The following is a 25,932-nucleotide window of genomic DNA, read 5'->3' on the forward strand; positions in this document are numbered from 1 at the left end:
CGGAAAGCCGATGGCCGATCTCAAGCTGACACTGGTGGTGGCCTGCGCGCTGGTCGACGCCGACAAGCGTGTCCTGATCGCACAGCGCCCCGAGGGCAAGACGCTGGCAGGCCTTTGGGAGTTTCCCGGCGGCAAGTGCGAGCCCGGCGAGCGGCCGGAGCAGAGCCTGATCCGCGAATTGCAGGAGGAGCTCGGCATCACCGTTGCCGAACCGTGCCTGGCGCCCCTGACATTTGCGAGCTACGGCTACGAGACGTTTCACCTGCTGATGCCGCTCTATATTTGCAGGCGCTGGGAGGGCCAGGTGACACCGCGCGAAGGCCAGACCCTCGCCTGGGTCCGCGCCAACAAGCTGCGCGACTACCCGATGCCGCCGGCGGACATTCCGCTGATCCCGCATTTGATTGATCTGTTGATGTGAGAGCGAAGGGATCGCCACTCTCTCGGCGTCATGCCCGGGTTTGTCCCGGGCATCCACGATCTTCGTGCCGAGCTGAAAGACGTGGATGGCCGGGTCAAGCCCGGCCATGACGGAGGAGAGAGCCTACGTCTCTCGCGCCTTCCTCACCGCCTCCGCCAGACTGGCTTTTGCCGATCCCGGCTTCAGCGGCTGCTGCTGGCTCGCATGCGGCGCCCAGCCGGACAGCCAGATGATGTCGAAGGTCGCACGGATGCGGCCGTCCGCATCGGCAAAGCGCTCGGCGTAGATTTCGGCCATGCGCAGCAGTGTCGCGCGCCGGCTCGGCGTGCGGCGCCGCTCGATCAGCACGTTGGCCGCACCCATGCGGCGGAGATCCTGCATCAACGCGAACGCATTGCCATAGCGGACCACGACGCGGTCGACGTCCGTGACCGGTAGCGCAAAGCCCGCCCGCTGCAGCAGTGTGCCGATGTCTCTGAGATCAGCGAACGGCGCCACCCGCGGCGACACGCCGCCCTCGCATTCGGCTTCAGCGGCGGCAAAGGCCTGGCGCAGCTCAGTCAGGCTGTCGCCGCCGATCATCGCGGCCAGCAGCAGCCCATCCGGCTTCAATGCGCGGCGGATTTGCGCGAACACCCCCGGCAGGTCGTTGACGAATTGCAGCGCCAGCCCGGAGACGACGAGATCGAGGCTGTCGGGCGCGAAGGGCAGCTTCTCGGCGCCCGCCGGATCGAGCGCGATCCGCTCGATGGCAGGAAGCCGCGAGCGCAGCCCGGCGAGCCCTTCGCCTGGCGTCCACAGATCAGCCGCTGCGTGAAACTCGCGCATCACCGCGGCGAGCCGGTCGGTCATGTCCTCGGCAACCCGATCGAGCAGGAATGTCACCCCACCCTGCGCCTGCGCACGCTGTTGCCGCGCATGCAGCAATGCGCGGTCGAACAGGGCGGGCGGGGTTTGAGGGGTCGAAGCCATGCCGCTGGTTACGCCGATCACGGCGGTTCTGGCAATCCACTGCGTGTGGCGCTAGCTTCCCCATGGTGCGCGGCGCGCCGGAGTATCCGAGGATGGTCACTTGTTATCTGCGATACGAGGTCCCGCCGGACAAGCTCGCCGAATTCGAGGCTTACGGCAGGATGTGGCTGGAACTACTGCCTAGATTCGGCGGCATCCACCACGGGTACTTCCTGCCCTCGGAAGGGGCGAGCGACGTCGCGCTGGCGATGTTCAGCTTCCCGAGCTTCGCGGCCTACGAGCAATATCGGAAAGACAGCGCCGAAGATCCGGACGTCCAGAAGGCGATCGCCTTCGCAAAGGAAACGCGCTGCTTCCGCCGTTATGAGCGATCCTTCTTCCGACCCGTGCTCACTAACGCGCAGCAGGCCGATGGACGTTGAGGCATCACGCTTCATTTCGAGCTATCTGCGCGGCGCGCTCGGCGCCGGCCGCCACCTGCTGTCGCGCGCGGCACGGCTGGCGCTCGACATCGCGCTGCCGACGCTGTGCGTGTCCTGCCGCGAGCCGGTTGATGGCGAGGGCGTGTGCGCAGCCTGCTGGGCGCGGCTGTCGTTCATCGAGCGGCCCTATTGCCCGCGGCTCGGCATTCCCTTCGTTTATGACCCCGGCCCCGACATGTTGTCGATGGAGGCGATCGCGAACCCGCCGGCTTACCAGCGGGCGCGCGCGGCGGTTCGCTATGACGACGTCGCGCGCACGCTGGTGCATGCGCTGAAATACCAGGACCGCACCGATCTGGCGCCTGCCATGGGCCGCTGGATGGCGCGCGCGGGCGGCGAACTGCTCACCGGCGCCGACATGCTGGTCCCGGTGCCGCTGCATTGGCGGCGGGCCTGGCGCCGCCGCTACAACCAGTCCGGGGCGCTGGCGCGCACCATCGGCCGGCAGAGCGGGGTCGAGGTGCGCGGCGAGGTGCTGCGCCGGGTGCGCGCCACCGAGCAGCAGATCGGCCTGTCGCGGGCCCAGCGCGCCACCAATGTGCAGGGCGCATTCCAGGTATCTCCCGACCGTCAGGCCGAGATCCATGGCCGCCACATCATCCTGGTCGACGATGTCCTGACCTCGGGCGCGACGCTGGATGCCTGCGCACGGGCATTGCTCCGGGCCAAGGCGGCCCAGGTCGACGTGCTCGTCTTTGCCCGGGTTGTGGAGATCAGGTGAAGTCCCATATAATTCAATGAATTCATGACATGAGAGCGCCAGCCAACATGACCGCTGCTGTCGAGATCTACACGAGGCCCGGCTGCGGCTATTGTTCCGCCGCCAAATCGCTGCTGACCCGGAAGAAGGCGACTTTCGCCGAGTTCGACGTCGCCAAGAACCCGTCCTGGCGCGACGAGATGTACGACCGCGCCGGCGAAGGGTCGACCTTCCCGCAGATCTGGATCGGCGGCACCCATGTCGGCGGCTGCGACGACCTCTACGCGCTCGACCGCGAGGGCAAGCTCGATGCGATGCTCGAGAGCGTGAAGGCGATATCATGAGCCAGGATCAAGCTCAGGATCGTACCTTCACTGCGGCCATGATCCAGCTGCGCACGGGCCTGCTGCCGGGGCCGAGCCTCGCGCAGGCCACCCAGCTGATCCGGCAGGCCGCGGCCAATGGCGCCGACTACGTGCAGACGCCCGAAGTCAGCAACATGATGCAGCTCAACCGCACGGCGCTGTTCGAGCACCTCCAGAGCGAAGCGGACGACGCCTCGCTGAAGGCGTATCGCGCGCTCGCGGCCGAGCTGAAGATCCACATCCATGTCGGCTCGCTGGCGCTAAGGTTCTCGGAAGAAAAGGCGGTGAACCGCTCCTTCCTGATCGGGCCCGAGGGCAACGTGCTCGCGAGCTACGACAAGATCCATATGTTCGACATCGTGCTGCCGGACGGCGAGAGCTATCGCGAATCCGCCAACTACCAGCCGGGCGAGACCGCGGTGATCTCCGACCTGCCCTGGGGCCGCGTGGGCTTGACGATCTGTTACGACGTCCGCTTCCCCGCGCTGTACCGCGCGCTGGCCGAGAGCGGAGCGTCCTTCCTCACGGTGCCCTCCGCCTTCACCCGCAAGACCGGCGAAGCGCACTGGCACATCCTGCTGCGCGCGCGCGCCATCGAGACCGGCTGCTTCGTGTTCGCGGCGGCGCAGGCAGGCACTCACGAGAACAAGCGCGAGACGTTTGGTCACTCCCTGATCATCGATCCCTGGGGCGAGATCCTCGCCGAGGGTGATGTCGAGCCCGGCATCATCATGGCCAGGATCGACCCGGCCAAGGTCGAGACCGCGCGCCGCGCCATCCCCTCGCTCCAGCACGGCCGCCGCTTCGGCGTGGCCGACCCCAAGGACCATCTGCACCTCGTGCGGGGATCGGCATGATCCGCTACACGCTCCGCTGCGACCGGAGTCACGAATTTGAAAGCTGGTTCCAGAGCTCGTCGGCCTACGATTCGCAGGTGAAGCGCAAGCTGGTGACCTGCCCGCTCTGCGGCTCGGCCAAGGTCGACAAGGCGATCATGGCGCCGCGCATCGTCGGCAAGAAGGGACGCGGACCCGCAACCCCGCCGCCCGAGCCTGCCGCCACGCCTGCGCCCGAGGCGATGCCGTCCGGACCGACCTCACTCCTGATGGCGCAGGAGCGCGAGCTTCGCACCAAGCTGAAGGAACTGCGCGACCACATCGTGAAGAATGCCGACAATGTCGGCGAGAAGTTCGCGAACGAAGCCCGCGCGATGCATTACGGCGACAAGGAGCATCGCCCGATCTACGGCGAGGCCTCGCCCGACGAGGCGAAGTCGCTGATCGACGAGGGCATCGAGGTGTCGCCGCTGCCGACCTTGCCGGAAGACCGCAACTAGGCCCCGACCAACACCGCCACGCCCACAACAATCAGCGCGATGCCAAGAATCTCGCGCGCCGCGATCGGCTGCTTGAACGAGTAGTACGCCACGGCCTGCGCGAACAGCACTTCGATCAGTGCGAGCGTGCGGACATTGGCGGCGGCCGTCAGCGCGAACGCCAGGAACCAGAATTGCGAGGCGAAGGCGCCCATGAAGCCCGCAAGCAGCGACGGCTTCCACAGTCCCAAAATCGCCTGCAGCACTTTTGGCGCCCGCCAGAGCAGATAGACCGTCAGGATCAGCGTCTGCACGAACAGGCCGAGCACCAGCGTGAACGACGCCGCGGTCACGAAGGAGACGCCGGGAACGTTGATGATCGCGCCGCGAAACCCGACGGCAGACAGCGCGAATGCCGCGGCCGCGACGAGACCGGTGATGGTCGGCTTCAACTCGGCAAAGCTCTTCTCGCCGCCAGGCCGCAACGCGGTGATAACGACGCCGACAGTGGCAATCACGATCGCCAGCACCTTCAGCCAGGTCAGGTGATCGCCGAGAAAGACGAAACCGAAGATCGCGGTCTGGATCGCCTCGGTCTTGAGATACGCCGTCGTCACCACGAAGGAGCGGTCGTTCATCGCGAGCAGCATCAACCCGGTCGCGACGATCTGGCTAAGTGCCCCCAGCAGCAGCCACGGCCAGAACACGGTCGGCGGCGCGTTGAGATGATCGCCGGTCGCAATCAGCACCACGCCTAGAAACAGCAGCGAGAACGGAAAGCCGAACAAGAAGCGGATGTTGGTCGCGCCCCAGGTCCCCAGCGGCTTCGTCAACGACCGCTGCATCGCATTGCGCGCGACCTGGCCGAGCGCGGCAATGACGGTGAAGGGGATCCAGAGGCTGGCGACGGTGAACATGGGGGGTGGCGGTGGTTTATGCAGGAAAAGTCGGAGCAACCTGCAAGCTGGGACCAGCGCGGTCAACCACGCGGATGTCATGGGAGCGATGCTCTCGCCATAATCTCCGCTGTCGTCCCTGCGAACGCAGGGACCCATAACCCCAGGGAGCAGTTTGGCGAAGGCCGCGAACCCGCGCATCCGACACCATCCGCCACCGATGGATTCCGCGGTATGGGTCCCTGCGTTCGCAGGGACGACGGCATTTGCTTGGCAGCATCACGCCATCAAACCAGCAAGTCGCTCAGATCACGCCACTCCAGATTCTCGCCTCGATGAGTTCGATCTTCCAGTCGCGCTTCCAGCGCTTGAGCTGCTTTTCGCGGGCAATTGCCTCATCCACCCGCTCGAAAGCTTCGGTGTAGACGAGGCGGTGCACGCCGTAGCGTTTGACGAACTTCGAGCCTTTGCCGGTTCGATGTTCTTCCAGGCGCTTCTGGAGCGAATTGGTGATCCCGATATAGAGCGTTCCGTGACGGCGGCTGGCGAGGATGTAGACGTAGTACATGCTCGGCCTGTCTCGGCTAACGATTGAGGCCTGTGGTTATGGGTCCCTGCGTTCGCAGGGACGACACCGTCCGAGGGGTACGAGTTCGCGCCTGACTCACGACGCCCTCACACCATCCCTTCCGCCACCACCATGTAGTTCACGTCCATATCGGACGAGAGCGCCCATTTGTCGGCGAACGGGCTGTAGACGACGCCGGTCTGCTCGGTGATGACGAGGCGGTTGTCGAGGAGGTATTTCGTCAGCTCGTCGGGGGTGACGAACTTGTTCCATTCGTGGGTGCCGCGCGGCAGCCAGCGCAGGACGTATTCGGCGCCGACGATGGCGAGCGCGAAGCTCTTCCAGTTCCGGTTCAGCGTCGAGACCACCATCAACCCGTTCGGCTTCAGCATTGCCGCGCAGCGTTTCAGGAAGACGCCGACATCGACCACGTGCTCGACCACTTCCATCGCCAGCACGATGTCGAAGCGCTCGCGCGGGTCGATCTCCTCCACCGTGGTGCAGCGGTAGTCGATCGCCAGATGGCCCTTGTCGGCATGCAGCTTCGCCGCCGCAATGTTGCTCGCCGACGGATCGACGCCGATGACCTGCGCGCCGAGCCGGGACAGCGGCTCGCACAGCAGGCCGGCACCGCAGCCGATATCGAGCACGCGCAGGCCGCCGAGACTGTTCAGGCTGCGCACGTTACGCTCGAACTTGCGGCAGGCGGCGTCACGGATGTAGCCGAGCCGCAGCGGGTTGATCCGGTGCAGCGGGGCCATCTTGCCGGTGGGGTCCCACCACTCGGCCGAGAGTTTTGAGAATTTCGCGATCTCGGCGGCGTCGACGGTCGAGCCGGGCTGAGGGCTTGCGGGTGTGGAAGTATTTTGCTGCATGCTCATGGTTACGCGCGGTCCTACCGCGTGGTGATCGAACTGCGGAAGGCGAGCGGCGAGGCGATGGTGGTGATTTTCTCGATCCCCTCGCCCACACCCCGGATCGTCACGTCGCCATAGTTGAGAATACGTCCAAGAATCGACTGGTCGACGTCGACGCTCTCGACCTTGTCCAGCGCCATCTCGAAGGTGCGGCGCTTGATGAAGCCGGTCTTGTGCACAACCCTGAGGTTGGTGACGTCGGTCTCGGTGGTGAAGCGATGGAACCAGCCCTTCACGGTCCAGTACAGCGCGGCCAGAGCCGCAAGGCCCGAGGCGACGAGACAGAGCAGCACGAGCCCCTCGACGATGGTTTGCCGGGACGCGACGAAGAACGCCAAGGCCACGACCCAGGCCACGATCGCCGGGAAATAGAAAATCCAGTGCGCATTGGTCGAATACAGCACCTTCTCGCCGGGCTGAAGAATCTCGTCGATATAGCGCGCCATGATCCCGGTTAACCCATTACCCCACAACCGGCCCCGCAGGAACCCGCTTGCCCCCGGCCCCGCCGCTATGTATACGCGCGGTCGGTGTCCGCAGGCACCCGTCCGGTGCGGGTCACCATACTGATCCTTATGAAGGAATGCACGCGTCGTCATGAGCCGCCTCGTGATGAAATTCGGCGGCACATCCGTCGCCAACATCGAACGTATCCGCAACGTCGCACGCCATGTGAAGCGTGAGGTCGACGCCGGCCATGAAGTGGCCGTGGTCGTCTCGGCGATGTCCGGAAAGACCAACGAGCTGGTGGCCTGGTGCACCGAGGCCTCGCCGATGCACGACGCGCGCGAATACGACGCCGTCGTCGCCTCCGGCGAACAGGTGACCTCGGGGCTTCTGGCTATCGTGCTCCAGAGCATGGGCATCCAGGCCCGCTCCTGGCAGGGCTGGCAGATCCCGATCAAGACCAGCGACGCCCATGCCTCGGCCCGGATCGAGAACATCGACGGCAGCGAGATCATCAAGCGTTTTCAGGATCGCAAGGAAGTCGCTGTCATCGCCGGCTTCCAGGGCATCAACCCTGAAACCAACCGCATCACCACGCTCGGCCGCGGCGGCTCCGACACCTCGGCCGTGGCGATCGCCGCCGCCGTCAAGGCGGATCGCTGCGACATCTACACCGACGTCGACGGTGTCTACACCACCGACCCGCGAATCGTGCCGAAGGCCAAGCGGCTCGACAAGATCGCATTCGAGGACATGCTGGAACTGGCCTCCCAGGGCGCCAAAGTGCTCCAGGTCCGCTCGGTGGAACTCGGCATGGTCCACAACATGCCGATCTTCGTCCGATCGAGCTTCGACAAGCCCGAGGATATCGATCCGCATGCCAACCAGCCGCCCGGCACGCTGATCTGCAGCGAGGAGGAGATCATGGAAAGCCACGTCGTCACCGGTATCGCCTTTTCGAAGGACGAGGCCCAGATCTCGGTGCGCCAGATCGAGGACAAGCCGGGCGTCGCCGCCTCGATCTTCGGCCCGCTGGCGGATGCCAATATCAACGTCGACATGATCGTCCAGAACGTGTCCGAGGACGGCAAGACCACCGACCTGACCTTCACGGTGCCGGCCGCTGACTTTACCCGCGCCAAGGACACGATCACCGCCGCCAAGGCCAAGATCGGCTATGTCCGGCTCGATACCGCCACCGATTGCGCCAAGATTTCGGTGATCGGCAGCGGTATGCGCAGCCATGCCGGCGTCGCCGCCCAGGCATTCTCGGCCCTCGCGGGACGGAATATCAACATCCGGGCCATTACAACCTCCGAGATCAAATTCTCGGTTTTGATCGACACCGCCTATACAGAACTCGCGGTGCGCACGCTGCATACGCTCTACGGCCTCGATCAGGCCTGAAGCGCGACCGTCGTCGCGCGTCAGGTTCTTGCCTGACCATGGTCTTTCCGGAGAACCGCTTCGCGCTTTTCCGGACCATGCCAGGACTAATTTTCTCTTAGCGGCCGCAGCAAACGCGAAGGTGTACACACCTTCGCGTCTGGCAGGCGTTTTGCTTGGCAAAACAAGCCCCAATTCGCTATACGGCGAACAGGGTGGGCTGCCGCAGACTGTGTCCCAGTTCAGGCTGCTGATTCGGTGCAAGCGGTCGTTTGCGCCTGCGCCGGACAGACAATTTGGTTGTTTTTCTGGGATTTTGGGCCAGCCGCCGGCTGATACCGCCGGGCCCGGCAGACGGAGGAGATTGACGGTTCATGCGGAGCGCGTCGGGAGGTCCCCGCGTCTTGTTGAGACGGCTCCGCGAAACCATGGCGGAGCAGGTCTCGGCCCAGGAGCGGCTGGACAAGATCGTGGTGCTGATCGCCGCCAACATGGTGGCCGAGGTGTGCTCGGTCTATGTGCTGCGCGTCGACAACACGCTCGAGCTCTACGCCACCGAAGGCCTCAACCGCGAGGCTGTACACCATACCGTACTGACCGCCCATGAGGGCCTGGTCGGCCTCGTCGCCAGCGAGGCGACGCCGCTCAATCTGAGCGATGCGCAGAGCCACCCGGCCTTCTCGTTCCGCCCCGAGACCGGCGAAGAGATCTATCACTCCTTCCTCGGCGTGCCGGTGCTGCGCGCCGGCAACACGCTCGGCGTGCTGGTGGTGCAGAACCGCGCCAAGCGCAATTATGTCGAGGAAGAGCTCGAGGCGCTGCAGACCACCGCGATGGTGCTGGCGGAGCTGATTGCCTCCGGCGAATTGTCCGCACTGGCCCAGCCGGGCCAGGAGCCCGCCGCGCGCCATTCCGCGCAAAAGGTCGGCGCGATCCTGTCGGAAGGCATCGCGCTCGGCCATGTCGTGCTGCACGAGCCGCGCGTCGTCATCAAGGACTACATCGCCGAGGACCTGCCGAAGGAAATCAAGCGGCTCGATACAGCGCTCGCCAAGCTGCGCGCCGATCTCGACCGCATGCTGGAGCGCGGCGACGTCGCCGAGGGCGGCGAGCACCGCGAGGTGCTGGAAGCCTACCGCATGTTCGCCAACGACCAGGGCTGGTCGCACAAGCTGCACGAGGCGGTCGCTACCGGCCTCACCGCGGAAGCCGCCGTCGAGCGCGTGCAGTCCGACACCCGCGCGCGTATGCTGCGCTCGACAGATCCTTATCTGCGCGACCGGCTGCACGATCTCGAGGATCTCGGCTACCGCCTGATGCGGCAGCTGGTCGGGCAGGATCACGCACCGTCACGCGAACAATTGCCCGACAATGCCATCGTCATCGCGCGCGCGATGGGCCCGGCGGCGCTGCTCGACTACGACCGCAAGCGCCTGCGCGGCATCATCCTGGAGGAAGGCACCGCCAACTCCCACGTTTCGATCGTGGCGCGCGCGCTCGGCATCCCCGCGGTCGGGGAAGTGCCGAACGCGCCTGGCATCGCCGATCCCGGCGACGCCGTCATCGTCGACGGCACGTCCGGCATGATCTACGTGCGCCCTTCGCAGGAAGTCGAGGCGGCCTTCGCCGAACGCGTGCGCTTCCGCGCTCGCCGCCAGGCGCAATATCTGGCGCTGCGCGACCGTCCCTGCGTCACCAGGGACGGCCAGAAGGTCGAACTGATGATCAACGCAGGTCTCGCCATCGACCTGCCGCATATCGAGGACACCGGTAGCGCCGGCATCGGCCTGTTCCGCACCGAGCTGCAATTCATGGTCGGCCAGAGCCTGCCGCGCACCAGCGACCAGCTCGCGCTGTATCGCGCCGTGCTGGATGCCGCCGGCCCCAAGCCGGTCACCTTCCGCACGCTCGATATCGGCGGCGACAAGGCGCTGCCCTATATGGAAGCCGTGATCGAGGAAAACCCCGCGCTCGGCTGGCGCGCGATCCGGCTCGGGCTCGACCGTCCGGGCCTTTTGCGCGGCCAGATCCGCGCGCTGCTGCGTGCCGGCGGCGGCCGCGCGCTACGCATCATGTTTCCGATGATCTCGGAGGTCGCCGAGTTCGACTCGGCGAAGGCGCTGGTCGAGCGCGAGCTCACTTATCTGCGCCAGCACGGCCACACGCTGCCTGAAAGAATCGACATCGGCACCATGGTCGAGGTGCCCGCTTTGCTCTACCAGCTCGACGAGCTTCTGAAGAAAGTCGACTTCATCTCGGTCGGCTCCAACGACCTGTTCCAGTTCCTGTTCGCGGTCGATCGCGGCAACGCCAAGGTCTCCGAGCGCTTCGACACCATGTCGGCGCCGATCCTGCGCGTGCTGCGCGAGATCGCCCGCAAGTCCAACGCCGCGAAGAAATCGTTGTCGCTCTGCGGCGAGATGGCCTCGAAGCCGATCGGCGCGCTCGCTTTGATCGCGATGGGCTATCGCTCGCTGTCGCTGTCGGCGACCGCGCTCGGCCCGGTCAAGGCGATGGTCATCGACCTCGACGCGAAAAAGGCCGAGGCGATGCTCGACCCGCTGCTGGATGCGCCCTCCGGCAGCGTCTCGATCCGGCAGAAGCTGACGGAATTTGCCGAGGCCGAAGGCCTGGCGTTGTAGCGGGCCTGTCCGCTCGTCTTCGCCGCCCTGCTTCCCTCGGCTTTTTTGAGACCAAACCGATGTCGTCACTCCCCGAAACCAAACTGGACGTCCTGCTCGCGCACCACGCCTCGCTCGAGGCCGAATCGCTTAGCCAGCTCTCCTCCGAACGGTACGTGCAGGTCACGCGCGAGCTTGCCGAGATCACACCGCTGATCGAGGCGGTGAAGACTTACCGATCCGCGGTCAAGGAACTCGCCGACACCGAGGCGCTGATCGCCGACAGCACGACGGATGCCGAGATGCGCAGCATGGCGGAAGCCGAGCGCGACGAGCTCCATCCGAAGATCGAGGAACTCGTCCAAAAGATCCGCGTCGCGCTGCTGCCCAAGGACGCCATGGATGACCGCAACGTGGTGCTGGAAATCCGCGCCGGCACCGGCGGCGACGAGGCCTCGCTGTTCGCCGGCGACCTGTTCCGGATGTACGAGCGCTTCGCTGCCTTGCAGGGCTGGAAGGTCGAGGTGATCTCGGCCAGCGAAGGCACCGTCGGCGGCTACAAGGAAATCATCGCGGAGGTGCAGGGCCGCGGCGCGTTCTCGAAACTGAAATTCGAATCCGGCGTGCACCGCGTACAACGCGTGCCCGACACCGAGACGCAGGGACGCATCCACACCTCGGCGGCAACGGTGGCCGTGATGCCGGAGGTCGAGGAGGTCGACGTCGAGATCAAGAACGACGATCTGCGCATCGAGACCATGCGCGCGCAGGGCGCCGGCGGCCAGCACGTCAACAAGACCGAATCGGCGATCCGCATCACCCACATCCCGACCGGGATCGTGGTGATGATGCAGGACAGCCGCTCGCAGCACAAGAACCGCGCATCCGCCATGAACATCCTGCGTTCGCGCATCTACGATGCCGAGCAGCAGCGCCTCGATGCCGTGCGCTCGGCCGAGCGCAAGGAGAAGGTCGGCTCCGGCGACCGCAGCGAGCGCATTCGCACCTACAATTTCCCGCAAGGGCGCGTCACCGACCACCGCATCAATTTGACGCTCTACAAGCTGCCGCAGGTGATCGCCGGCGAAGCGCTCGGCGAATTGATCGACGCATTGACCACTGAGCACCAGGCGGCGCAACTCGCCGCTCAGGGTGTTGCAGCGTGATGGGCGCGTGAGCATTCGCTTCACGGGACTCTCGATCGAGCGCGCGCGTCGCGCGCTGGCGGCGCAGCTGAAGACCGCGCAGCTCGACGAAGCCGAGCTCGATGCCCGCATCCTGCTCGGCGCGGCGGTCGGCCTCGACCTCACCGGCCTGATTGCACAGGCCACCCGGCTCCTCACTGAGGCCGAGGCGTCGCGTCTCGCGCAGCACGCGCAACGCCGCATCGCCGGTGAGCCGGTGGCGCGGATTCTCGGCGTCCGGGAGTTCTGGGGCCTGCCGTTCCGGCTCTCGGAAGCAACCTTGGTCCCGCGTCCCGATACCGAGACCGTGGTCGAGCTCGCACTCGAGATTTTTCGCGAACGGATGACACCTCACCCGCCGCGCATCGCCGACATCGGCACCGGATCCGGCGCAATCCTGCTCGCGCTGCTGCATGAAATTCCCGGCGCCTTTGGCGTCGGCACCGATCTCAGCCTTACCGCGCTCAAAACCGCGAAAGGCAATGCCGCCTCTCTCGGCCTCGCCGGCCGCTCGGCGTTCGTGGCCTGCTCCTATGCCGCGACGCTGCATGGCCCGTTCGATCTCATCGTATCGAACCCGCCCTACATTCCCTCTGGGGAAATTCCGACCTTGAGCATCGAGGTGCGCGAGCATGATCCGCATCTGGCGCTCGACGGCGGCAATGACGGCTATGACGCCTATCGCGCGTTGATCCCGCAGGCGGCCGAACGGCTCGCGCCCGGCGGGGCTCTGATCGTCGAGGCCGGACACGGCCAGGCCCGGAATATCGAGGCCTTGATGACGGCCGCCGGGTTAGCCGTGGACAGGCCGCCCAGGGCGGATCTGGCAGGCATTCCGCGGGCGGTTTCGGCCCGAAAAATGCCCCCATAAAAGCCGGATTGGCCTGCAAAAACCTCTTGGAATATCCCCTGGGAACGACTACCTTCCCTCCAGCACATCAGTGTCGGCCCCGTAGACTTACGGGCGAAAGCCGGGCTCAAGCGAGAGCTTCACTGATTTTAGGTTCCAAGCCGCAGGTCCTGTTAAGCGCGATGGCCCATTGAGGTGCGCTGCTTTCCGACCGCAAAGTGAACGAAAGCCTGATATTGCGCGCGAAGACTAACGCAAGAAACCAGGGCTTGTTTTGGCAGGCAATGTGAATGGGTTCGCTGGCAATAACTGCTGGCGGGTGGGGAACGCGTCCTTGTTGAACGCGGCGGTCGACGAACATCGGCAGGGTTCAAGCCGCTTCTCGTGCGCGGTGCGCGCGAGGGATGTGAACCATTGTCATCAGGTCACTCTCAGCAATCAGTAATGCGTGCAACCTTTAGGGCTGGAATTAAAGGCAGGACATGAGAAACGGTCAAAACAAGCAGCGGATGCGCAACCGCAACAATAATAACAACAACAATAATAATAACCGGCGCGGCCAGAACCCGATGACCCGGGTCTACGAGTCCAACGGGCCCGACATCAAGATCCGCGGCACCGCCTCGCACATCGCTGAAAAGTATCTTCAGCTCGCGCGCGATGCGCGCTCCTCCGGCGACCCCGTGGCAGCCGAGAACTACTACCAGCACGCCGAGCATTATTTCCGCCTGATCGCGACGGCCCAGGAACAGTTCCGCCAGAACCAGCAGCCCCGCGGCGACGAGCCGATCAGCAGCACCAGCGGTGACGACGGCGAGGACGACGGCGAGAATTTTTCGAACTTCGGCCAGGAGCCGGGATTCGTCCCGCAGCCGCCGCCACAGCAGCAACAACCCTTCGTCCGTGACGGCCAGCGCGATCATCAGCAGCGTGACAACCAACCACGATATCAGCGCGACAACCAGCAGCCGCGCGAACATCGCGAACGCGATCATATTCCGCAGCCGCAATACCAGCCGCCGCAGCCGCTGAACCAGCCCCAGCCCGTCGTTGCCGACACCGGCAGCGTCGATCGCCTGCCATCCTTCATCACCGGCCCGCAGCCGCAGGTGAACGGCGGCCCGGGCGGCTTCGAGGGCGGCGCCGGTGGCGAACGCTTCCCGCGCCGGCGCCGCCGGCCGCACGGCCCGCGTCCCGAGCGCGAAGCCGCTCCCGCCGGCTCGAGCGACGAAGTCGCCCCCGGCGAATAGACCGCCGCGCTTCTTCTGATTTCATCGACCGCAAACGTCCCGGCCTCGCCGGGACGTTTTGTTTTCAGTGGCGCCCGACCGTCGTTGAGGACGGTACCAGCACCGGCTTGGTCAGCGCGGGAATCAATCGCGCCCGCTCGCGCTTGGCTGGGATCGCGCGATAGACCTGCTTGGAAGCCTCGACGATGTGCACGCCCGCAAAGGGCAGCGACAGCGCCGCGCCGGCGCGCTCCCACATCTGCGCCGATTTCAGCACCCATCCGCCGGCATAGGGCGGCATGAACAGCGCCTCGCCCCATGAGGTCGGAGTGAACCAGGTCTGGCGCAACAGGTCCGTGATCTGCGAGCGGGAATAGGGCCGGCCGTGACCGAACGGCGTGTTGTCGCTGCGGGTCCACACCCCGCGTCGGTTCGGGATCACCGCGATGACGCGGCCGGACGGCGACAGCACGCGCCACACCTCGCGCAAGAGCGCGGCCGGATCGTCCGACATCTCCAGCGCATGGACGAGCAGGATGCGGTCGACCGCGGCGTCGGGAAGCGGCAGCGAGAATTCATCGACCAGCGAGGCCAGCGCCGGCCGTCCCGTCGGCCATTTCAGAACGCCCTGAGCCGCCGGCATGAAGGCGATGCAGCGCTCCGCATCTTCGCGGAACAAGCCGAGATAGGGCGTCGGATAGCCGATACCGAGCACGCGCTGGCCCTCGGCATTCGGCCAGCGTTCCCTGATGCCGCGATTGATCATTTGCCGCGCCACGATCCCGAGGCGGCGGGAATAGAACTCGCGGAGGTCAACGACGTCGATGGTCATGGCGGCAATGTAACATGCACGGGGGCGACGCCGCGCGCGGAATATTGCATTGCCTGCGCAACGTTAGCGCCATATTTGTCTGACGGGGCTGAGCCCGATGGAGATGACATGGCTGCCGAAATTCGTACTTTCACCTGTTTAAACGACAATTTCGGTTATCTGATCCACGATGTGGAAACCAAGGCGACGGCGTCGATCGACGCGCCTGAGGCCGGCCCCATCCTGAAGGCGCTGGAGCGCGAGGGCTGGCAGCTCACCGACATCCTGATCACCCATCATCATGGCGATCATGTCGGGGGCGTCGCCGAGCTCAAGAAGACGTACAATTGCCGCGTCGTCGCGCCGCATGACAAGACGACGAAGATCGCCAACGTCGACTTGCGCGTCGCCAATGCTGACGTGGTCAAGATCGGCAATCTGCTCGCGCGCGTCGTGGAGACACCCGGCCACACGCTCGACCACATCTCCTACGTGTTCGACAACGAGAAGACGCTGTTCGCCGCCGACACGCTGTTCTCGATCGGCTGCGGCCGCGTGTTCGAAGGCGATTATCCGATGATGTGGGACTCGCTGTTGAAGCTGCGGGCGCTGCCCGACGACTTCAAGCTCTATTGCGGTCACGAATACACGGCGTCGAACGTCAAGTTCGCGCTCACGGTCGATCCCGACAATGCGGCGCTGCAGGCGCGCGCTGTGGAAGTCGCGAAGCTGCGGGCCGAGAACAGGCCCACGATTCCCTCACTGCTTGGTGACGAGAAGCGAGCAAACGTGTTCCTGCGGGCTGATGCGCCCGAGGTCGCAGCCAGGCTACACATGAAGGGCGCGGATTCCGCCGCGGTGTTCGGCGAACTGCGCGAGCGCAAAAACAAATCCTGACGGGGATCGATGCCGACCGCAGCCGAGATCATCGCACACCTCGAACTCCGCCCGCATCCCGAAGGCGGACATTACCGCGAGACGTTTCGCGACCAGACCAGCGACACCAACGGCCGGTCGCGCTCGACCCTGATTTACTTCCTGCTCGCGCGCGGCGAGCGTTCGCACTGGCACCGGATCGATGCGGTCGAGACCTGGCACTATTATGCCGGCAGCCCGCTGACGCTGCGCATCGCGCATGACGGCTGCTCCCAGCACGAGGTGCGGCTTGGCACCGACCTGCTGGGCGGCGAACGACCGCAGGGAATCGTGCCGGCGAATGCCTGGCAGATGGCGGAGACGACGGGCGAGTGGACGCTGGTCGGCTGCACCGTGGCGCCGGCGTTCGAATTCGCGAAGTTCGAGCTGGCACCGAAGGGCTGGGCGCCGTAGGCAAGTCGTTACCTTTTCCGCAACACCATATCCTTCGCCGCGATCAGTCCGCCGCCGGCGATCAGCACCGCGGCGATGGCGATGTTGGCGCTGGCCTTGGCGAAGCCGGCGGCGATGAGGAAACCGGTCGAGAGTAGCGGCGTTGCATAGGAGGCAGCGCCGAGCACGCGGATGTCGCCGCGCTTCATGCCGATGTCCCAGGCGTAGAAGGCGGCACCGACGGGGCCAATGCCGAGAGCAATCACGGAAAGCCAATGCAGGGTGGTCTCGGGCCAGACCGTGGTTTCAAGCAAGCCATGCATCAGCGCGGCCAGCACGGCGGTCGCAAGGCAAAACCCCGCAACCGCATCGGTCGGCACCGCCTTGAGCCGGCGCGACAGCACTGAATAAATCGCCCAGACGAAGGCGGCGATGAAAGCCGCGATCAACCCCGGCACCGCTCCCGGCGCGAAGCCGCTGGTGTTGCCGGCGAACAGCAGCACGGTGCCGACAAGACCGAGCACGGCGCCGATGACGTGATGCGCGGCCAGCCGTTCGCCCGGCAGGAACGACGAGAACAGCACGATCAACAGCGGCCAGAGGTAGTTGAGCAAACCGGCTTCGGCCGGCGGCGCGAAACGCAGCGCGAGGAAATACAGCGCGTGATAGCCGAACAGGCCGCCGACACCGACCGCCCAGACGACAAGCGGCTGGCGCAGGCTTTTCGCCGCCTCGCCGCGGCCGATCCAGGTGAGGAGACCGACAAGGCCACCGATCGCGAAGGTCATCGCGGCAAGCTGGAACGCGGGGATCTTTCCGGTCGCCACCGTCATTACTGACAACAGCGACCACATCAGGATGGCGGTCAATCCGATCAGCGTCGCGGTGCGGGGAGTCATCGGCCAAATACTCTCGCTATGGCCGGACATAGTCCGTCCGAAGGACGGCGTCGCTTCCGCTTGCCTGTGCCCGGCCATCCACATTCTTGTCGGGCACGTTGTAAAGACGTGGATGCCCGGGACAAGCCCGGGCATGACGGCGTCACCGAGATTGGTGGCTAACGTGATGCGATCGCATCACACCATGTACTGGCCGCCGTTGACGGTCAGCGTCGAGCCGGTGATGGCGCCGGCCTCGTCGGCGGCGAGGAACACGACCGCGCGCGCGATTTCCTCGGGCTCGCCGAGACGACCGATCGGGATCAGCGGCAGGATGGCCTTTTCCAGCACGTCCTTCGGCACCGCCTGCACCATCTCGGTATTGATGTAGCCCGGGCAGATCGCATTCACGGTGACGCCGGCCTTGGCGTTCTCCAGCGCCAATGCCTTGGTGAAGCCGATCTCGCCGGCCTTGGCGGCGGAATAGTTCACCTGGCCGAACTGGCCCTTCTGTCCGTTGATCGAGGAGATGTTGATGATGCGGCCGAACTTGCGTCCGCGCATGCCTTCGATGACCTGGCGCGACATGTTGAACAGCGAGCCGAGATTGGTGCCGATCACGGCGTTCCATTGCTCGAGGCTCATCTTGTGGAAGGCGCCGTCCTTGGTGATGCCGGCATTGTTGACGAGCACGTCGATTGGACCGACCTCGGCCTCGACCTTCTTCACGCCCTCGGCGCAGGCATCGAAACTGCTGACGTCCCATTTGTAGGCGGCGATGCCGGTCTCGGCCTTGAACTTCTCCGCCGCCGCATCGTTGCCGGCATAGCTCGCCGCGACCTTGTAGCCGGACGCCTTCAGCGCCTTGCTGATCGCAGCCCCGATGCCCCGCGTACCACCCGTCACCAATGCAACACGTGCCATTTCGTATTCCTTCCCTTGGACTCTTCGGACGCTTCTGGGTTTTGTTTTTAGCTGCGGATTATGGGGGACGTTTGACGGACATCAAGAACAAAACGCCCGGCATTGAGCCGGGCGTTTCTCTTTAGTCGAGGCCGATACGGTTGCGAAGAATATTTGATTTGCAACCGCCGCCTTTTTAGTCGCGTGCAACGCACTCACTGACGTGTGCAGCGCACCCGTCAGTTGCGCGTCAGCTTTGCTCAGTCACGCGCCAGACACATCGCGATACCCATGCCGCCGCCGATGCACAGCGTGGCGAGGCCCTTCTTTGAATCGCGCTTCTGCATCTCGTGCAGCAGCGTCACCAGCACGCGCGCGCCGGACGCACCGACAGGATGGCCGATCGCGATCGCGCCGCCGTTGACGTTGACCTTGGCGGTGTCCCAGCCAAGGTCCTTATTGACGGCGCAGGCCTGCGCCGCGAAGGCCTCGTTGGCCTCGATCAGATCGAGATCGCCGACGCTCCAGCCGGCCTTCTTCAGCGCGGCGCGCGAGGCCGGGATCGGGCCCGAGCCCATGATCTTCGGATCGACGCCGGCCTGCGCCCACGAGACGATGCGCGCGAGCGGCTTCTTGCCTTCCTTGGCGGCCTGCTTGGCGGTCATCAGCACTACGGCGGCGGCGCCGTCATTGATGCCGGAGGCCGAACCCGCGGTGACCGTGCCTTCCTTTTCGAAGGCGGGCTTCAGCTTCGCCATCGCCTCGATCGTTGCGCCATGGCGCGGATATTCGTCGGCGCTGACGACGATGTCGCCCTTGCGGGTCTTGATGGTGACGGGGACGATCTCGTCGCTGAACTTGCCGGCCTTCTGCGCGGCCTCGGCCTTCTGCTGCGAGGCGACCGCGAACTCGTCCTGCTGAGCGCGGGTGATCTGCCACTGCCGGGCGACGTTCTCGGCGGTGTTGCCCATGTGGTAGCCGTTGAAGGCATCCCACAATCCGTCCTTGATCATGGTGTCGACGAACTCGACCGGGCCCATCTTGACGCCGCCGCGCAGATACTGGGCGTGCGGAGCCATGCTCATGGATTCCTGACCACCGGCAACGACGATTTCGGAATCGCCGTTGAGCAGCGCCTGATAACCGAGCGCGACCGTCCGCAGACCCGAGCCGCAAAGCTGGTTGACGCCCCAGGCCGGACTCTCCACCGGAATACCGGCGCCGATCGAGGCCTGGCGGGCCGGGTTCTGGCCCTGAGCAGCGGTCAGAATCTGGCCCATGATGACTTCCGAGACCCGGCCGGGCTCGATGCCGCCGCGCTCCAGCGCGGCCTTGATGGCGATGGCGCCGAGATCGTGGGCGGGAAGGGTCGCGAACGCTCCGTTGAAGCTTCCGACCGGGGTGCGGGCGGCGCTGACGATGACGACATCGTCTGACATGGGCATCTCCTGAGAGGTTGAATGGGGCAGACGGGGCTGGGGAAACGGCTCGCCAGTCTCGGACGGCATCCTGTTAACGTCGTTGCGGCATGTCAATTGTTGGATGACCGAATTCATGCCGCACCGCATTCAAAATAGCGTTCTTGGCGATTTCGCAAGCACGTTTTTGCTGCGCAATTAACCGTGGCGCACAAAACGGTAGCGTGAGCCCGTTGAAAATGCTTATTTTGTTGCGTTGCGTACTCTTCCCGCCCTGCGGCATAGCCCGGCAGGTTCCCGTTCTCAGCGTTTGCAAGTGAGAGCCCATGGCGAAATCAGACCAACCCACCACCATCAAGAAATACGCGAACCGCCGGCTCTATAACACCGGAACGAGCACCTACGTGACGCTGGAAGACCTTGCCTCCATGGTCAAGGACGGCGAAGATTTCCTGGTCTACGACGCCAAGACCGGCGACGACATCACCCGCTCCGTGCTCGCCCAGATCATCTTCGAGCAGGAGAACAAGGCCGGCCAGAACCTGCTGCCAACCACCTTCCTGCGCCAGCTGATCCGCTTCTACGGCGACAGCATGCAGATGGTGGTGCCGAAATATCTGGAGCAGGCCATCGCGTCGCTGACCCAGGAGCAGGAGAAGTTCCGCAAGCAGATCGCCACTTCACTTTCCGGAACCCCGTTTGCTCCGCTGGAAGAACAGGTCCGCCGCAACATGGAGCTGTTCCAGCAGACCTTCTCGATGTTCAAGCCGTTTGTCCCCACCGCGGGCCGTCCGGCGACGGCGATCTCGGAAACCGAGCCCGATGCGAGCGCTGAGGCGGCCAAGGACACCAACATCGACGATCTGCGCCAGCAGATGAAGGACATGCAGGAACGCCTCGAGAAGATGTCGAAGAAGGACGAGTAGGGAGTTTCGGCAGCGCCGGCGCGCCCGCTTGCGGCCAGGAGGTAGCTGTCATGCCACGCGAAGGCGGGGCATCCAGTACGCCGCGGCTTCTCCATAGACCATGAACATCTCTGGAATACTGGATCGCCCGATCAAGTCGGGCGATGACAGCGGAGCACCAGGCGCGAAGGTGCTCGTAGCGATGGAGGGCTTCGTCTACGCCGCCAGCTTCACCGCATGCGCAAACTCCCAATAGAGTTTTCGCGCTTTGGTGTAGAACGGACCCGGTTTCAGCTCGCGCTCGTCGATGCGGATGACCGGCGCCACTTTCGCAAAATTGCCGGTCGAGAAGATCTCGTCGGCGGCAACGAAGTCCGCATAGCGCAGCGTTGTCTCGACCACGGTGACGCCATCGCCGCGCAGGAGATTGATGACGCGCTGGCGCGTGATGCCGTTGAGGAAGGTGCCGTTCGGCACCGGCGTGAAGACCACGCCGTCCCTGGCCATGAACACGTTTGAATTGCCGAACTCGGCAACGTTGCCGAGCATGTCGAGCATCAGCGCATTCTGGAAGCCGCGGGAAGCTGCCTCCGAAAGCGCACGGGAATTGTTCGGATAGAGGCAGGCCGCCTTGGCGTCGACGGGCGCGCATTCGGCGGTGGGCCTGCGGAACGGCGACAGCGTAATCGCATTGCCGACGGGCTTCGGCATCGGCGCCTCGTAGATGCACAGGCACCAATTGGTGGTCTCGGGGTCGAACAGCACGCCGCCGCCCGAGCCGTTCTGCGCCCAGTACATCGGACGGACGTAGAGCTCGGCATTCGCTGCGAAACGCGCAATGCCTTCGTTTGCGAGCGTGAGCCAGGTGCCGGCATCGACCACCGGCTTCAGGCCGAAGTTGATCGCGGATTGATTGGCGCGGGCGACGTGACGGTCGAGATCGGGCGCAACGCCTTCGAACGCGCGCGCACCGTCGAACACGACGGAGCCGAGCCAGGCCGCATGCGTGCGCGGCCCCATGATCGGGACGTTGCCGTCGTGCCACTTGCCCTCGAAGAAGGTCCAGCTCGGCGAATATGCGATGGGTTTTGCGATGTTGGCCACGACCGGCCTCCCTTGGAAATTATCCGGGCACTATTCTCCCAATTTCTAAAGGATTTCCTGCGGAGCGATGCTGAGTTACCCTCTCGGCTCGTGGGATGAGGAAAGGTCCATGCCGCTCGATCCGCTCGCAAAGCGTTTGTTGACCATGATGGCTGCGGCTGCGCCGCAGGCACGGAGTCGGCCGAGTGTGGAGGCGCGGCGGCAATCGCTCGCGAAGCTGATGCAGTTTGCGCGCGCTGATGCGGGAGATGTGACGGCGTCCGACGGCATCCTGCCCGGTCCCGGCGGCGAGCTGCCTTATCGGCTCTATTCACCCGCGTCTGCCGGCGAGCGTGCACCGGGCTTTGTGTTCTTTCATGGCGGCGGTCTCGTTGCCGGCAGCATCGCCACGCACGACCGCATTGCCGCGGCGCTGGCGCATGTGACCGGCTGCCGCCTTGTCTCGGTCGACTATCGGCTCGCGCCCGAGCACAAATTTCCGGCGGCCGCCGACGATGCGATCGCAGCCACCGAATGGGTGGCGCGGCAAGCTCCGTCGCTCGGCATCGATGCCGGGCGTCTGGTGGTCGGCGGCGATTCCGCCGGCGCCACGCTCGCCGCGATCGTGTGTCAGGAGGCGGCGCAGAGCGCCGGCCTCTCCATTGTCGCGCAGTGCCTGATCTGCCCGGTGCTGGATTTCGAGGAGACCTCGCCGTCGCGCGAGACCTTTGCCGAGGGCCATCTGATCGATCGCGCCACGATCGAGGCGGATCTCGCCGACTATCTGCCTGAAGGCATCGATGCCGCCGATCCCCGCATCTCGCCCTTGCGAGCGACGCGGCTTGCCGGCCTGCCGACTGCGATCATCCACACCGCCGAATTCGATCCGATGCGCGACGAGGGCAATGCCTATGCCCGCAAGCTGCTCGCCGCGGGCGTCGCGGTCGAGCACGTCTGCCATGACGGCATGGTCCACAACTTCCACGCCATGGGCGCGATCCTGCCGCAGGCGCAGCTCGTGCTGTCGCAGATCGGCGAACAGGTGCGGCGGGCGGTGGAGAGGTAAAAGCGCGAATCAGACGCGCGCGTCGAGGACAGCCCTGGCTGCCACGACATATTCCGGCCAGTGCGCGTCCGCATACCGCTCCGCCTGCCGCGCGCACGTGACGTCGGGCGCATGCGCTGCAGCGATCGTGCGCGCGAAGCGCTCCTCGGCGACCGTCACGTCGCCAGGCTCGGAAGACGGCACGGCAGCAGCCACGGCGGTCGGAGCAACAGCGAGCCCAGCCAGACCAGCGAGCAGGATGCGGCGTGACGTGTTCATGGGCTGATGTCCTTCCAATGTCCGGCCTTCACTCTGGCCGGTTCGTGTGTCAGTGCGATCACGACAGGGTAACCGCGCGCGTCCCTGCAGTCCATCGCCTACGCGATAGTGCTTGACCGCAAGTGCGATCAAGTCCCATCTAGCCACCGTTCCGCCATCAAATCGTCACGCGTCGGATTGTCACGTGTCCCATCACGGCCCATCGCATCTTCAGGCTTTGCGCGCGACTGCGATCGGACTGTTTTGTCTGACGTTGTCGGCGGGCGCCGCCTTTGCCGTCGACGATGGGGGCGCACCGGCGAAGCCGACTGTGCCGAACATCTACCTCGATCTGCGCACGACCTATGCGACGATTCCGGCAGGCACGCTCGGGCTCGGTTTCGGTAACACGTCATTGTCGGCGGCGTTCGAAGCCCTGACAGCGCGACGCGGCGCCACGCTGCCGGGTGGCCTGCCCGCGGCAAAATCGATCGCAATTGATCTGCCGCTGACCGTCGACGTCAGTGATCGCGTCTCGCTCTATGGCGGCATATCCGGCTCGACGACCGATATCGGCAGCGGCTGGTCGACGTTCGACATCACCAGCTGGAACATCGGCGTGCAGGCCGACCTCTATCAGCAGAACGGCGGCAAGATTCCGACCATCACGCTGCAATCGACCCTGACGCAGTCGGTGCCGACCGAGCAGGGCATGACGACGACGTTCAACAGTATCCTGGAATTCGACTACGCGCTGGACGAGGACGAGACCCGCGGCTGGCTTGCCGGTGTGCAATATACTTATACCGACATCGCCAGCCAGCTCGCCAGCATCAAACCGAACACGATCCTCTATGCCGGCGGCTATTACCAATGGCCGAGCAACTGGAAATTCACCGGACGCCTTGGCGTGCAGTCGTTCGGCGGCGCACAGATCGCCGGCCGGACGCTGGCGGAGTCCTTCACCCAGCCGATCCTGCGGCTCGACCTCGACCGCATGGACGACAACGACAACCGCCTGTTCGGCATCACCGCCCAGATCGCGTGGGCGCCGAAGCCGTCGTATCAGGTAACGTTGCGGACACCGCTCTACGCCGTGCGCAACTAATCCGGCACCGGCACGTCGAAGGTGTTGAGCGTGACCGAAACCATGCAATAGACCCCAACGAGATAAGACAGCTCGGCCGCGCCGTGCTCGCCAAATTCCTTGACCGCGGCCCGCCAGGTCAGCTCCGGCAGCACGCCGCCGCTCACCAGTGCGGACGCCATGTCATAAGCGATCGCCTCTTGCCTGGTGAGATCCACCGGCCGCTGGCCGGCGACGATGGTCGCGAGTTTTTCGTCGGAGAGGCCCCGTTGCTCGGCGACAAGCACATGGGCGTAGAGCTCATAGCCCGAGCGGAAATGCGAGCCGGTGACGAGGATCGCGACCTCGCGCACAGGCGCGGGCAGCAGCGGGTTCGACGCGATCGCCTTGACCAGCTCCCAAACCGGCTTTCCGAAACGCGGCTCGCGGATCCAGGGATTCCAGGGGCCGAGCAGCGCGCCGTCGTCGCGCATGTTCACGAAGCCCTTGAAGTGGTCCGTGATGCCGGCTCGCATGTCGTCATAGAGCGGTTTCTGTTCGGCGCTCAGATCTTTCGGATCGAGAATGGGAAGGCGCACGGTGGAGGTCTCCTCGTTGAGAAGACAAAAGGTCGCCCGCGCCCGTGCGCATGGCAAGTGAAGTTGCCGTGACGACCGTGCCATTTTGCGAATCCGCACGGAGACGTCAGCTATCAGGCCTCAACGCTTCGTGCGCTCTGCGGATTGACGACGTCTTCGACCGTGAGTGCCAAGGGCTGTCCCGTATCGAGGAACGACGTCAGCGCCGCCTCGAACGGCGCCGGATCGAGACCGCGCGCGGCGAGCCAGGCGGGTTCATAATAGGTTTGCCGGTAGCGCTCGCCGGAATCGCAGATCAGCGTCACCAGCGATCCCGTCATATTGGCCTTGAGCATCTCCGAGGCCAGTCGGCACAACGCCAGGAAGTTGGTGCCGGTCGAACCGCCGACCGCGCGGCGCAGCCGGCGCGACAGCACGTTCATCGCCGCAATCGTCGCCGCATCCGGGATCTTCATCATGCGATCGACCACGCCCGGCACGAAGGACGGCTCGCAGCGGGGGCGGCCGACACCTTCGATCAGCGAAGGGCGCTCGCAAACATGGGAGCGGTCCTGCGAGCGGAAGCAGTCGAAAAAGGCGGAGTTCTCGACATCCGCAACGCACAGCCGGGTCGGATACTGGCGGTAGCGCAGGTAGCGGCCGATCGTGGCCGAGGTGCCGCCGGTGCCCGCGCCCATCACGATCCAGTCCGGCAGCGGGCGCCGCTCGCCCTTCAATTGCGAGAAGATCGATTCGGCGATGTTGTTGTTGCCGCGCCAGTCGGTGGCGCGCTCGGCGAAGGTGAACTGGTCCATGTAGTGACCGCCCAGCCGGGCCGCGAGCGTGGCAGCCTCTGCATAGAGCGCGCGACCGTCGTCGATCAGATGGCAGTTGCCGCCATAATGCTTGATCGCGGCGATCTTCTCCGCCGACGTTGTACGCGGCATGACGGCGTAGAAGGGAACGCCGATCATCTCCGCGAAATAGGCTTCCGACACCGCGGTCGATCCCGACGACGCCTCCACAACGGGCGTGCCCTCGCGGATGTGTCCGTTACAGAGCGCATAGAGGAACAGCGAGCGGGCCAGCCGATGCTTCAGGCTGCCGGTCGGATGCGTGGATCTCGTCCTTCAGATAAAGGTCGATGCCTGATAGCGCCGGCACGAACAGCCGGATCAGATGGGTGTCGGCCGTACGGCACTGGTCGGCCTCGATCGCGGCGACGGCCTCGTCGACCCAGCCGCGCCGGTAGGCCGGCGTGGCGGGATCGTGCGGACGGAAGGGAAGCGGCTGCATCGGACGATATCTCTCATGATGCGAATTGCG

At 64.9% G+C, this 25,932-nt stretch carries 27 protein-coding genes and 2 pseudogenes; 16 read left to right on the forward strand and 13 right to left on the reverse strand.

The features are described from left to right. Nucleotides 1-10: 10 nt before the first annotated feature. The gene (gene mutT / locus ACQ86E_RS12015; protein ID WP_431205563.1) at nucleotides 11-421 is read left to right on the forward strand and encodes an 8-oxo-dGTP diphosphatase MutT; all 411 of its coding nucleotides are present in this window, start codon (nucleotides 11-13) and stop codon (nucleotides 419-421) included. A gap of 123 nt (nucleotides 422-544) precedes the next feature. Here mutT and ACQ86E_RS12020 read toward each other — a convergent pair whose 3' ends face one another. Further along, the gene (locus ACQ86E_RS12020; RefSeq protein ID WP_431206453.1) at nucleotides 545-1,393 is read right to left on the reverse strand and encodes a methyltransferase domain-containing protein; all 849 of its coding nucleotides are present in this window, start codon (nucleotides 1,391-1,393) and stop codon (nucleotides 545-547) included. A 92-nt stretch (nucleotides 1,394-1,485) separates the two neighbouring features. Here ACQ86E_RS12020 and ACQ86E_RS12025 point away from each other — a divergent pair, with 92 nt between their 5' ends. The 5 genes from ACQ86E_RS12025 to ACQ86E_RS12045 are packed head-to-tail and all read left to right on the forward strand — an operon-like array spanning nucleotide 1,486 to nucleotide 4,276. Beyond that, the gene (locus ACQ86E_RS12025; RefSeq protein ID WP_431206454.1) at nucleotides 1,486-1,815 is read left to right on the forward strand and encodes an NIPSNAP family protein; all 330 of its coding nucleotides are present in this window, start codon (nucleotides 1,486-1,488) and stop codon (nucleotides 1,813-1,815) included. Next, nucleotides 1,805-2,596, forward strand: a complete 792-nt coding sequence (locus ACQ86E_RS12030; RefSeq protein ID WP_431205564.1) for a ComF family protein — start codon at nucleotides 1,805-1,807, stop codon at nucleotides 2,594-2,596. Before ACQ86E_RS12025 ends, ACQ86E_RS12030 begins: the two co-directional genes overlap by 11 nt. Before the next feature lie 47 nt (nucleotides 2,597-2,643). Beyond that, nucleotides 2,644-2,919, forward strand: a complete 276-nt coding sequence (gene grxC, locus ACQ86E_RS12035; protein WP_014439224.1) for a glutaredoxin 3 — start codon at nucleotides 2,644-2,646, stop codon at nucleotides 2,917-2,919. After that, nucleotides 2,916-3,797 carry a carbon-nitrogen hydrolase family protein gene (locus ACQ86E_RS12040; protein ID WP_431205565.1) on the forward strand — a complete coding sequence of 294 codons (882 nt, stop codon included), beginning with the start codon at nucleotides 2,916-2,918 and terminating at the stop codon, nucleotides 3,795-3,797. Before grxC ends, ACQ86E_RS12040 begins: the two co-directional genes overlap by 4 nt. Next, complete coding sequence (locus ACQ86E_RS12045) at nucleotides 3,794-4,276, forward strand: DUF1178 family protein (protein ID WP_431205566.1); 483 nt, start codon at nucleotides 3,794-3,796, stop codon at nucleotides 4,274-4,276. Before ACQ86E_RS12040 ends, ACQ86E_RS12045 begins: the two co-directional genes overlap by 4 nt. On the opposite strand, the gene ACQ86E_RS12050 is transcribed toward ACQ86E_RS12045, so the two are convergent. The 4 genes and pseudogenes from ACQ86E_RS12050 to ACQ86E_RS12065 form a co-directional block, all read right to left on the reverse strand. Further along, nucleotides 4,273-5,172: an EamA family transporter gene (locus tag ACQ86E_RS12050; RefSeq protein WP_431205567.1), complete on the reverse strand. Its 900-nt coding sequence runs from the start codon at nucleotides 5,170-5,172 to the stop codon at nucleotides 4,273-4,275. The genes ACQ86E_RS12045 and ACQ86E_RS12050 overlap by 4 nt on opposite strands. A 266-nt stretch (nucleotides 5,173-5,438) precedes the next feature. After that, nucleotides 5,439-5,719 (reverse strand): annotated as a pseudogene (locus tag ACQ86E_RS12055) (GIY-YIG nuclease family protein). Nucleotides 5,720-5,826: 107 nt separating this feature from the next. Continuing rightward, nucleotides 5,827-6,600, reverse strand: coding sequence for a bifunctional 2-polyprenyl-6-hydroxyphenol methylase/3-demethylubiquinol 3-O-methyltransferase UbiG (gene ubiG / locus ACQ86E_RS12060; RefSeq protein WP_431205568.1), 774 nt, complete (start codon nucleotides 6,598-6,600; stop codon nucleotides 5,827-5,829). A 14-nt stretch (nucleotides 6,601-6,614) separates the two neighbouring features. Continuing rightward, on the reverse strand, nucleotides 6,615-7,082 hold the full coding sequence (locus ACQ86E_RS12065) for a PH domain-containing protein (protein ID WP_014439218.1): 468 nt from the start codon (nucleotides 7,080-7,082) through the stop codon (nucleotides 6,615-6,617). A gap of 151 nt (nucleotides 7,083-7,233) precedes the next feature. Between ACQ86E_RS12065 and ACQ86E_RS12070 the strand changes: the two genes are divergently transcribed. The 5 genes from ACQ86E_RS12070 (at nucleotide 7,234) to ACQ86E_RS12090 (ending at nucleotide 14,374) form a co-directional block, all read left to right on the forward strand. Then, a complete protein-coding gene (locus tag ACQ86E_RS12070) occupies nucleotides 7,234-8,490 on the forward strand; it encodes an aspartate kinase (protein ID WP_431205569.1) in 1,257 nt (418 codons plus the stop codon). A gap of 353 nt (nucleotides 8,491-8,843) precedes the next feature. Continuing rightward, on the forward strand, nucleotides 8,844-11,111 hold the full coding sequence (gene ptsP / locus ACQ86E_RS12075; protein WP_431205570.1) for a phosphoenolpyruvate--protein phosphotransferase: 2,268 nt from the start codon (nucleotides 8,844-8,846) through the stop codon (nucleotides 11,109-11,111). A gap of 59 nt (nucleotides 11,112-11,170) precedes the next feature. Then, entirely contained in the window at nucleotides 11,171-12,256 is a 1,086-nt protein-coding gene (gene prfA, locus ACQ86E_RS12080; protein WP_431205571.1) for a peptide chain release factor 1, read from the forward strand. A 7-nt stretch (nucleotides 12,257-12,263) separates the two neighbouring features. Then, nucleotides 12,264-13,145 carry a peptide chain release factor N(5)-glutamine methyltransferase gene (prmC, locus tag ACQ86E_RS12085; RefSeq protein ID WP_431205572.1) on the forward strand — a complete coding sequence of 294 codons (882 nt, stop codon included), beginning with the start codon at nucleotides 12,264-12,266 and terminating at the stop codon, nucleotides 13,143-13,145. A 461-nt stretch (nucleotides 13,146-13,606) separates the two neighbouring features. Continuing rightward, on the forward strand, nucleotides 13,607-14,374 hold the full coding sequence (locus tag ACQ86E_RS12090) for a DUF4167 domain-containing protein (RefSeq protein WP_431205573.1): 768 nt from the start codon (nucleotides 13,607-13,609) through the stop codon (nucleotides 14,372-14,374). A gap of 64 nt (nucleotides 14,375-14,438) precedes the next feature. On the opposite strand, the gene ACQ86E_RS12095 is transcribed toward ACQ86E_RS12090, so the two are convergent. Beyond that, nucleotides 14,439-15,185, reverse strand: a complete 747-nt coding sequence (locus tag ACQ86E_RS12095) for a class I SAM-dependent methyltransferase (protein WP_431205574.1) — start codon at nucleotides 15,183-15,185, stop codon at nucleotides 14,439-14,441. A 108-nt stretch (nucleotides 15,186-15,293) separates the two neighbouring features. Here ACQ86E_RS12095 and gloB point away from each other — a divergent pair, with 108 nt between their 5' ends. After that, nucleotides 15,294-16,061, forward strand: a complete 768-nt coding sequence (gloB, locus tag ACQ86E_RS12100; protein ID WP_431205575.1) for a hydroxyacylglutathione hydrolase — start codon at nucleotides 15,294-15,296, stop codon at nucleotides 16,059-16,061. Between the two features lie 9 nt (nucleotides 16,062-16,070). After that, the gene (locus tag ACQ86E_RS12105) at nucleotides 16,071-16,493 is read left to right on the forward strand and encodes a cupin domain-containing protein (RefSeq protein WP_431205576.1); all 423 of its coding nucleotides are present in this window, start codon (nucleotides 16,071-16,073) and stop codon (nucleotides 16,491-16,493) included. Nucleotides 16,494-16,501: 8 nt separating this feature from the next. Here ACQ86E_RS12105 and yddG read toward each other — a convergent pair whose 3' ends face one another. The 3 genes from yddG to ACQ86E_RS12120 form a co-directional block, all read right to left on the reverse strand. Beyond that, entirely contained in the window at nucleotides 16,502-17,371 is an 870-nt protein-coding gene (gene yddG, locus ACQ86E_RS12110) for an aromatic amino acid exporter YddG (RefSeq protein WP_431205577.1), read from the reverse strand. A gap of 177 nt (nucleotides 17,372-17,548) precedes the next feature. Continuing rightward, entirely contained in the window at nucleotides 17,549-18,274 is a 726-nt protein-coding gene (phbB, locus tag ACQ86E_RS12115; protein ID WP_431205578.1) for an acetoacetyl-CoA reductase, read from the reverse strand. 239 nt (nucleotides 18,275-18,513) lie between these two features. Continuing rightward, nucleotides 18,514-19,692 carry an acetyl-CoA C-acetyltransferase gene (locus ACQ86E_RS12120; RefSeq protein ID WP_431205579.1) on the reverse strand — a complete coding sequence of 393 codons (1,179 nt, stop codon included), beginning with the start codon at nucleotides 19,690-19,692 and terminating at the stop codon, nucleotides 18,514-18,516. Nucleotides 19,693-19,997: 305 nt separating this feature from the next. Here ACQ86E_RS12120 and phaR point away from each other — a divergent pair, with 305 nt between their 5' ends. Beyond that, nucleotides 19,998-20,597, forward strand: a complete 600-nt coding sequence (gene phaR / locus ACQ86E_RS12125) for a polyhydroxyalkanoate synthesis repressor PhaR (RefSeq protein ID WP_431205580.1) — start codon at nucleotides 19,998-20,000, stop codon at nucleotides 20,595-20,597. A 195-nt stretch (nucleotides 20,598-20,792) separates the two neighbouring features. On the opposite strand, the gene ACQ86E_RS12130 is transcribed toward phaR, so the two are convergent. Further along, nucleotides 20,793-21,680, reverse strand: a complete 888-nt coding sequence (locus ACQ86E_RS12130; RefSeq protein WP_431205581.1) for a branched-chain amino acid aminotransferase — start codon at nucleotides 21,678-21,680, stop codon at nucleotides 20,793-20,795. Nucleotides 21,681-21,789: 109 nt separating this feature from the next. Here ACQ86E_RS12130 and ACQ86E_RS12135 point away from each other — a divergent pair, with 109 nt between their 5' ends. Next, entirely contained in the window at nucleotides 21,790-22,725 is a 936-nt protein-coding gene (locus ACQ86E_RS12135; RefSeq protein WP_431205582.1) for an alpha/beta hydrolase fold domain-containing protein, read from the forward strand. 9 nt (nucleotides 22,726-22,734) lie between these two features. On the opposite strand, the gene ACQ86E_RS12140 is transcribed toward ACQ86E_RS12135, so the two are convergent. After that, complete coding sequence (locus ACQ86E_RS12140) at nucleotides 22,735-22,983, reverse strand: hypothetical protein (RefSeq protein WP_431205583.1); 249 nt, start codon at nucleotides 22,981-22,983, stop codon at nucleotides 22,735-22,737. A gap of 217 nt (nucleotides 22,984-23,200) precedes the next feature. Between ACQ86E_RS12140 and ACQ86E_RS12145 the strand changes: the two genes are divergently transcribed. After that, nucleotides 23,201-24,070, forward strand: coding sequence for a hypothetical protein (locus tag ACQ86E_RS12145; protein WP_431206455.1), 870 nt, complete (start codon nucleotides 23,201-23,203; stop codon nucleotides 24,068-24,070). On the opposite strand, the gene ACQ86E_RS12150 is transcribed toward ACQ86E_RS12145, so the two are convergent. Next, a complete protein-coding gene (locus tag ACQ86E_RS12150) occupies nucleotides 24,067-24,627 on the reverse strand; it encodes a carboxymuconolactone decarboxylase family protein (RefSeq protein WP_375311553.1) in 561 nt (186 codons plus the stop codon). The two genes, ACQ86E_RS12145 and ACQ86E_RS12150, sit on opposite strands and share 4 nt — an antisense overlap. A gap of 113 nt (nucleotides 24,628-24,740) precedes the next feature. Beyond that, nucleotides 24,741-25,902: pseudogene (locus tag ACQ86E_RS12155) on the reverse strand (PLP-dependent cysteine synthase family protein). Nucleotides 25,903-25,932 lie beyond the last annotated feature (30 nt).

It is taken from the genome of Bradyrhizobium betae (genome assembly GCF_050632175.1).
Lineage (GTDB): Bacteria > Pseudomonadota > Alphaproteobacteria > Rhizobiales > Xanthobacteraceae > Bradyrhizobium > Bradyrhizobium betae_B.

Bases quoted from the DNA above. Each gene is read 5' to 3' on its own strand.
- ACQ86E_RS12140 (WP_431205583.1), bottom strand. From the start codon at position 22,983: ATGAACACGTCACGCCGCATCCTGCTCGCTGGTCTGGCTGGGCTCGCT.
- phaR (WP_431205580.1), top strand. From the start codon at position 19,998: ATGGCGAAATCAGACCAACCCACCACCATCAAGAAATACGCGAACCGC.
- yddG (WP_431205577.1), bottom strand. From the start codon at position 17,371: ATGACTCCCCGCACCGCGACGCTGATCGGATTGACCGCCATCCTGATG.
- ACQ86E_RS12105 (WP_431205576.1), top strand. From the start codon at position 16,071: ATGCCGACCGCAGCCGAGATCATCGCACACCTCGAACTCCGCCCGCAT.
- gloB (WP_431205575.1), top strand. From the start codon at position 15,294: ATGGCTGCCGAAATTCGTACTTTCACCTGTTTAAACGACAATTTCGGT.
- prfA (WP_431205571.1), top strand. From the start codon at position 11,171: ATGTCGTCACTCCCCGAAACCAAACTGGACGTCCTGCTCGCGCACCAC.
- ACQ86E_RS12045 (WP_431205566.1), top strand. From the start codon at position 3,794: ATGATCCGCTACACGCTCCGCTGCGACCGGAGTCACGAATTTGAAAGC.
- ACQ86E_RS12090 (WP_431205573.1), top strand. From the start codon at position 13,607: ATGAGAAACGGTCAAAACAAGCAGCGGATGCGCAACCGCAACAATAAT.
- phbB (WP_431205578.1), bottom strand. From the start codon at position 18,274: ATGGCACGTGTTGCATTGGTGACGGGTGGTACGCGGGGCATCGGGGCT.
- ACQ86E_RS12120 (WP_431205579.1), bottom strand. From the start codon at position 19,692: ATGTCAGACGATGTCGTCATCGTCAGCGCCGCCCGCACCCCGGTCGGA.
- ubiG (WP_431205568.1), bottom strand. From the start codon at position 6,600: ATGAGCATGCAGCAAAATACTTCCACACCCGCAAGCCCTCAGCCCGGC.
- mutT (WP_431205563.1), top strand. From the start codon at position 11: ATGGCCGATCTCAAGCTGACACTGGTGGTGGCCTGCGCGCTGGTCGAC.
- ACQ86E_RS12050 (WP_431205567.1), bottom strand. From the start codon at position 5,172: ATGTTCACCGTCGCCAGCCTCTGGATCCCCTTCACCGTCATTGCCGCG.
- ACQ86E_RS12070 (WP_431205569.1), top strand. From the start codon at position 7,234: ATGAGCCGCCTCGTGATGAAATTCGGCGGCACATCCGTCGCCAACATC.
- ptsP (WP_431205570.1), top strand. From the start codon at position 8,844: ATGCGGAGCGCGTCGGGAGGTCCCCGCGTCTTGTTGAGACGGCTCCGC.
- grxC (WP_014439224.1), top strand. From the start codon at position 2,644: ATGACCGCTGCTGTCGAGATCTACACGAGGCCCGGCTGCGGCTATTGT.
- ACQ86E_RS12065 (WP_014439218.1), bottom strand. From the start codon at position 7,082: ATGGCGCGCTATATCGACGAGATTCTTCAGCCCGGCGAGAAGGTGCTG.
- ACQ86E_RS12030 (WP_431205564.1), top strand. From the start codon at position 1,805: ATGGACGTTGAGGCATCACGCTTCATTTCGAGCTATCTGCGCGGCGCG.
- ACQ86E_RS12040 (WP_431205565.1), top strand. From the start codon at position 2,916: ATGAGCCAGGATCAAGCTCAGGATCGTACCTTCACTGCGGCCATGATC.
- ACQ86E_RS12020 (WP_431206453.1), bottom strand. From the start codon at position 1,393: ATGGCTTCGACCCCTCAAACCCCGCCCGCCCTGTTCGACCGCGCATTG.
- ACQ86E_RS12025 (WP_431206454.1), top strand. From the start codon at position 1,486: ATGGTCACTTGTTATCTGCGATACGAGGTCCCGCCGGACAAGCTCGCC.
- ACQ86E_RS12095 (WP_431205574.1), bottom strand. From the start codon at position 15,185: ATGACCATCGACGTCGTTGACCTCCGCGAGTTCTATTCCCGCCGCCTC.
- ACQ86E_RS12135 (WP_431205582.1), top strand. From the start codon at position 21,790: ATGCCGCTCGATCCGCTCGCAAAGCGTTTGTTGACCATGATGGCTGCG.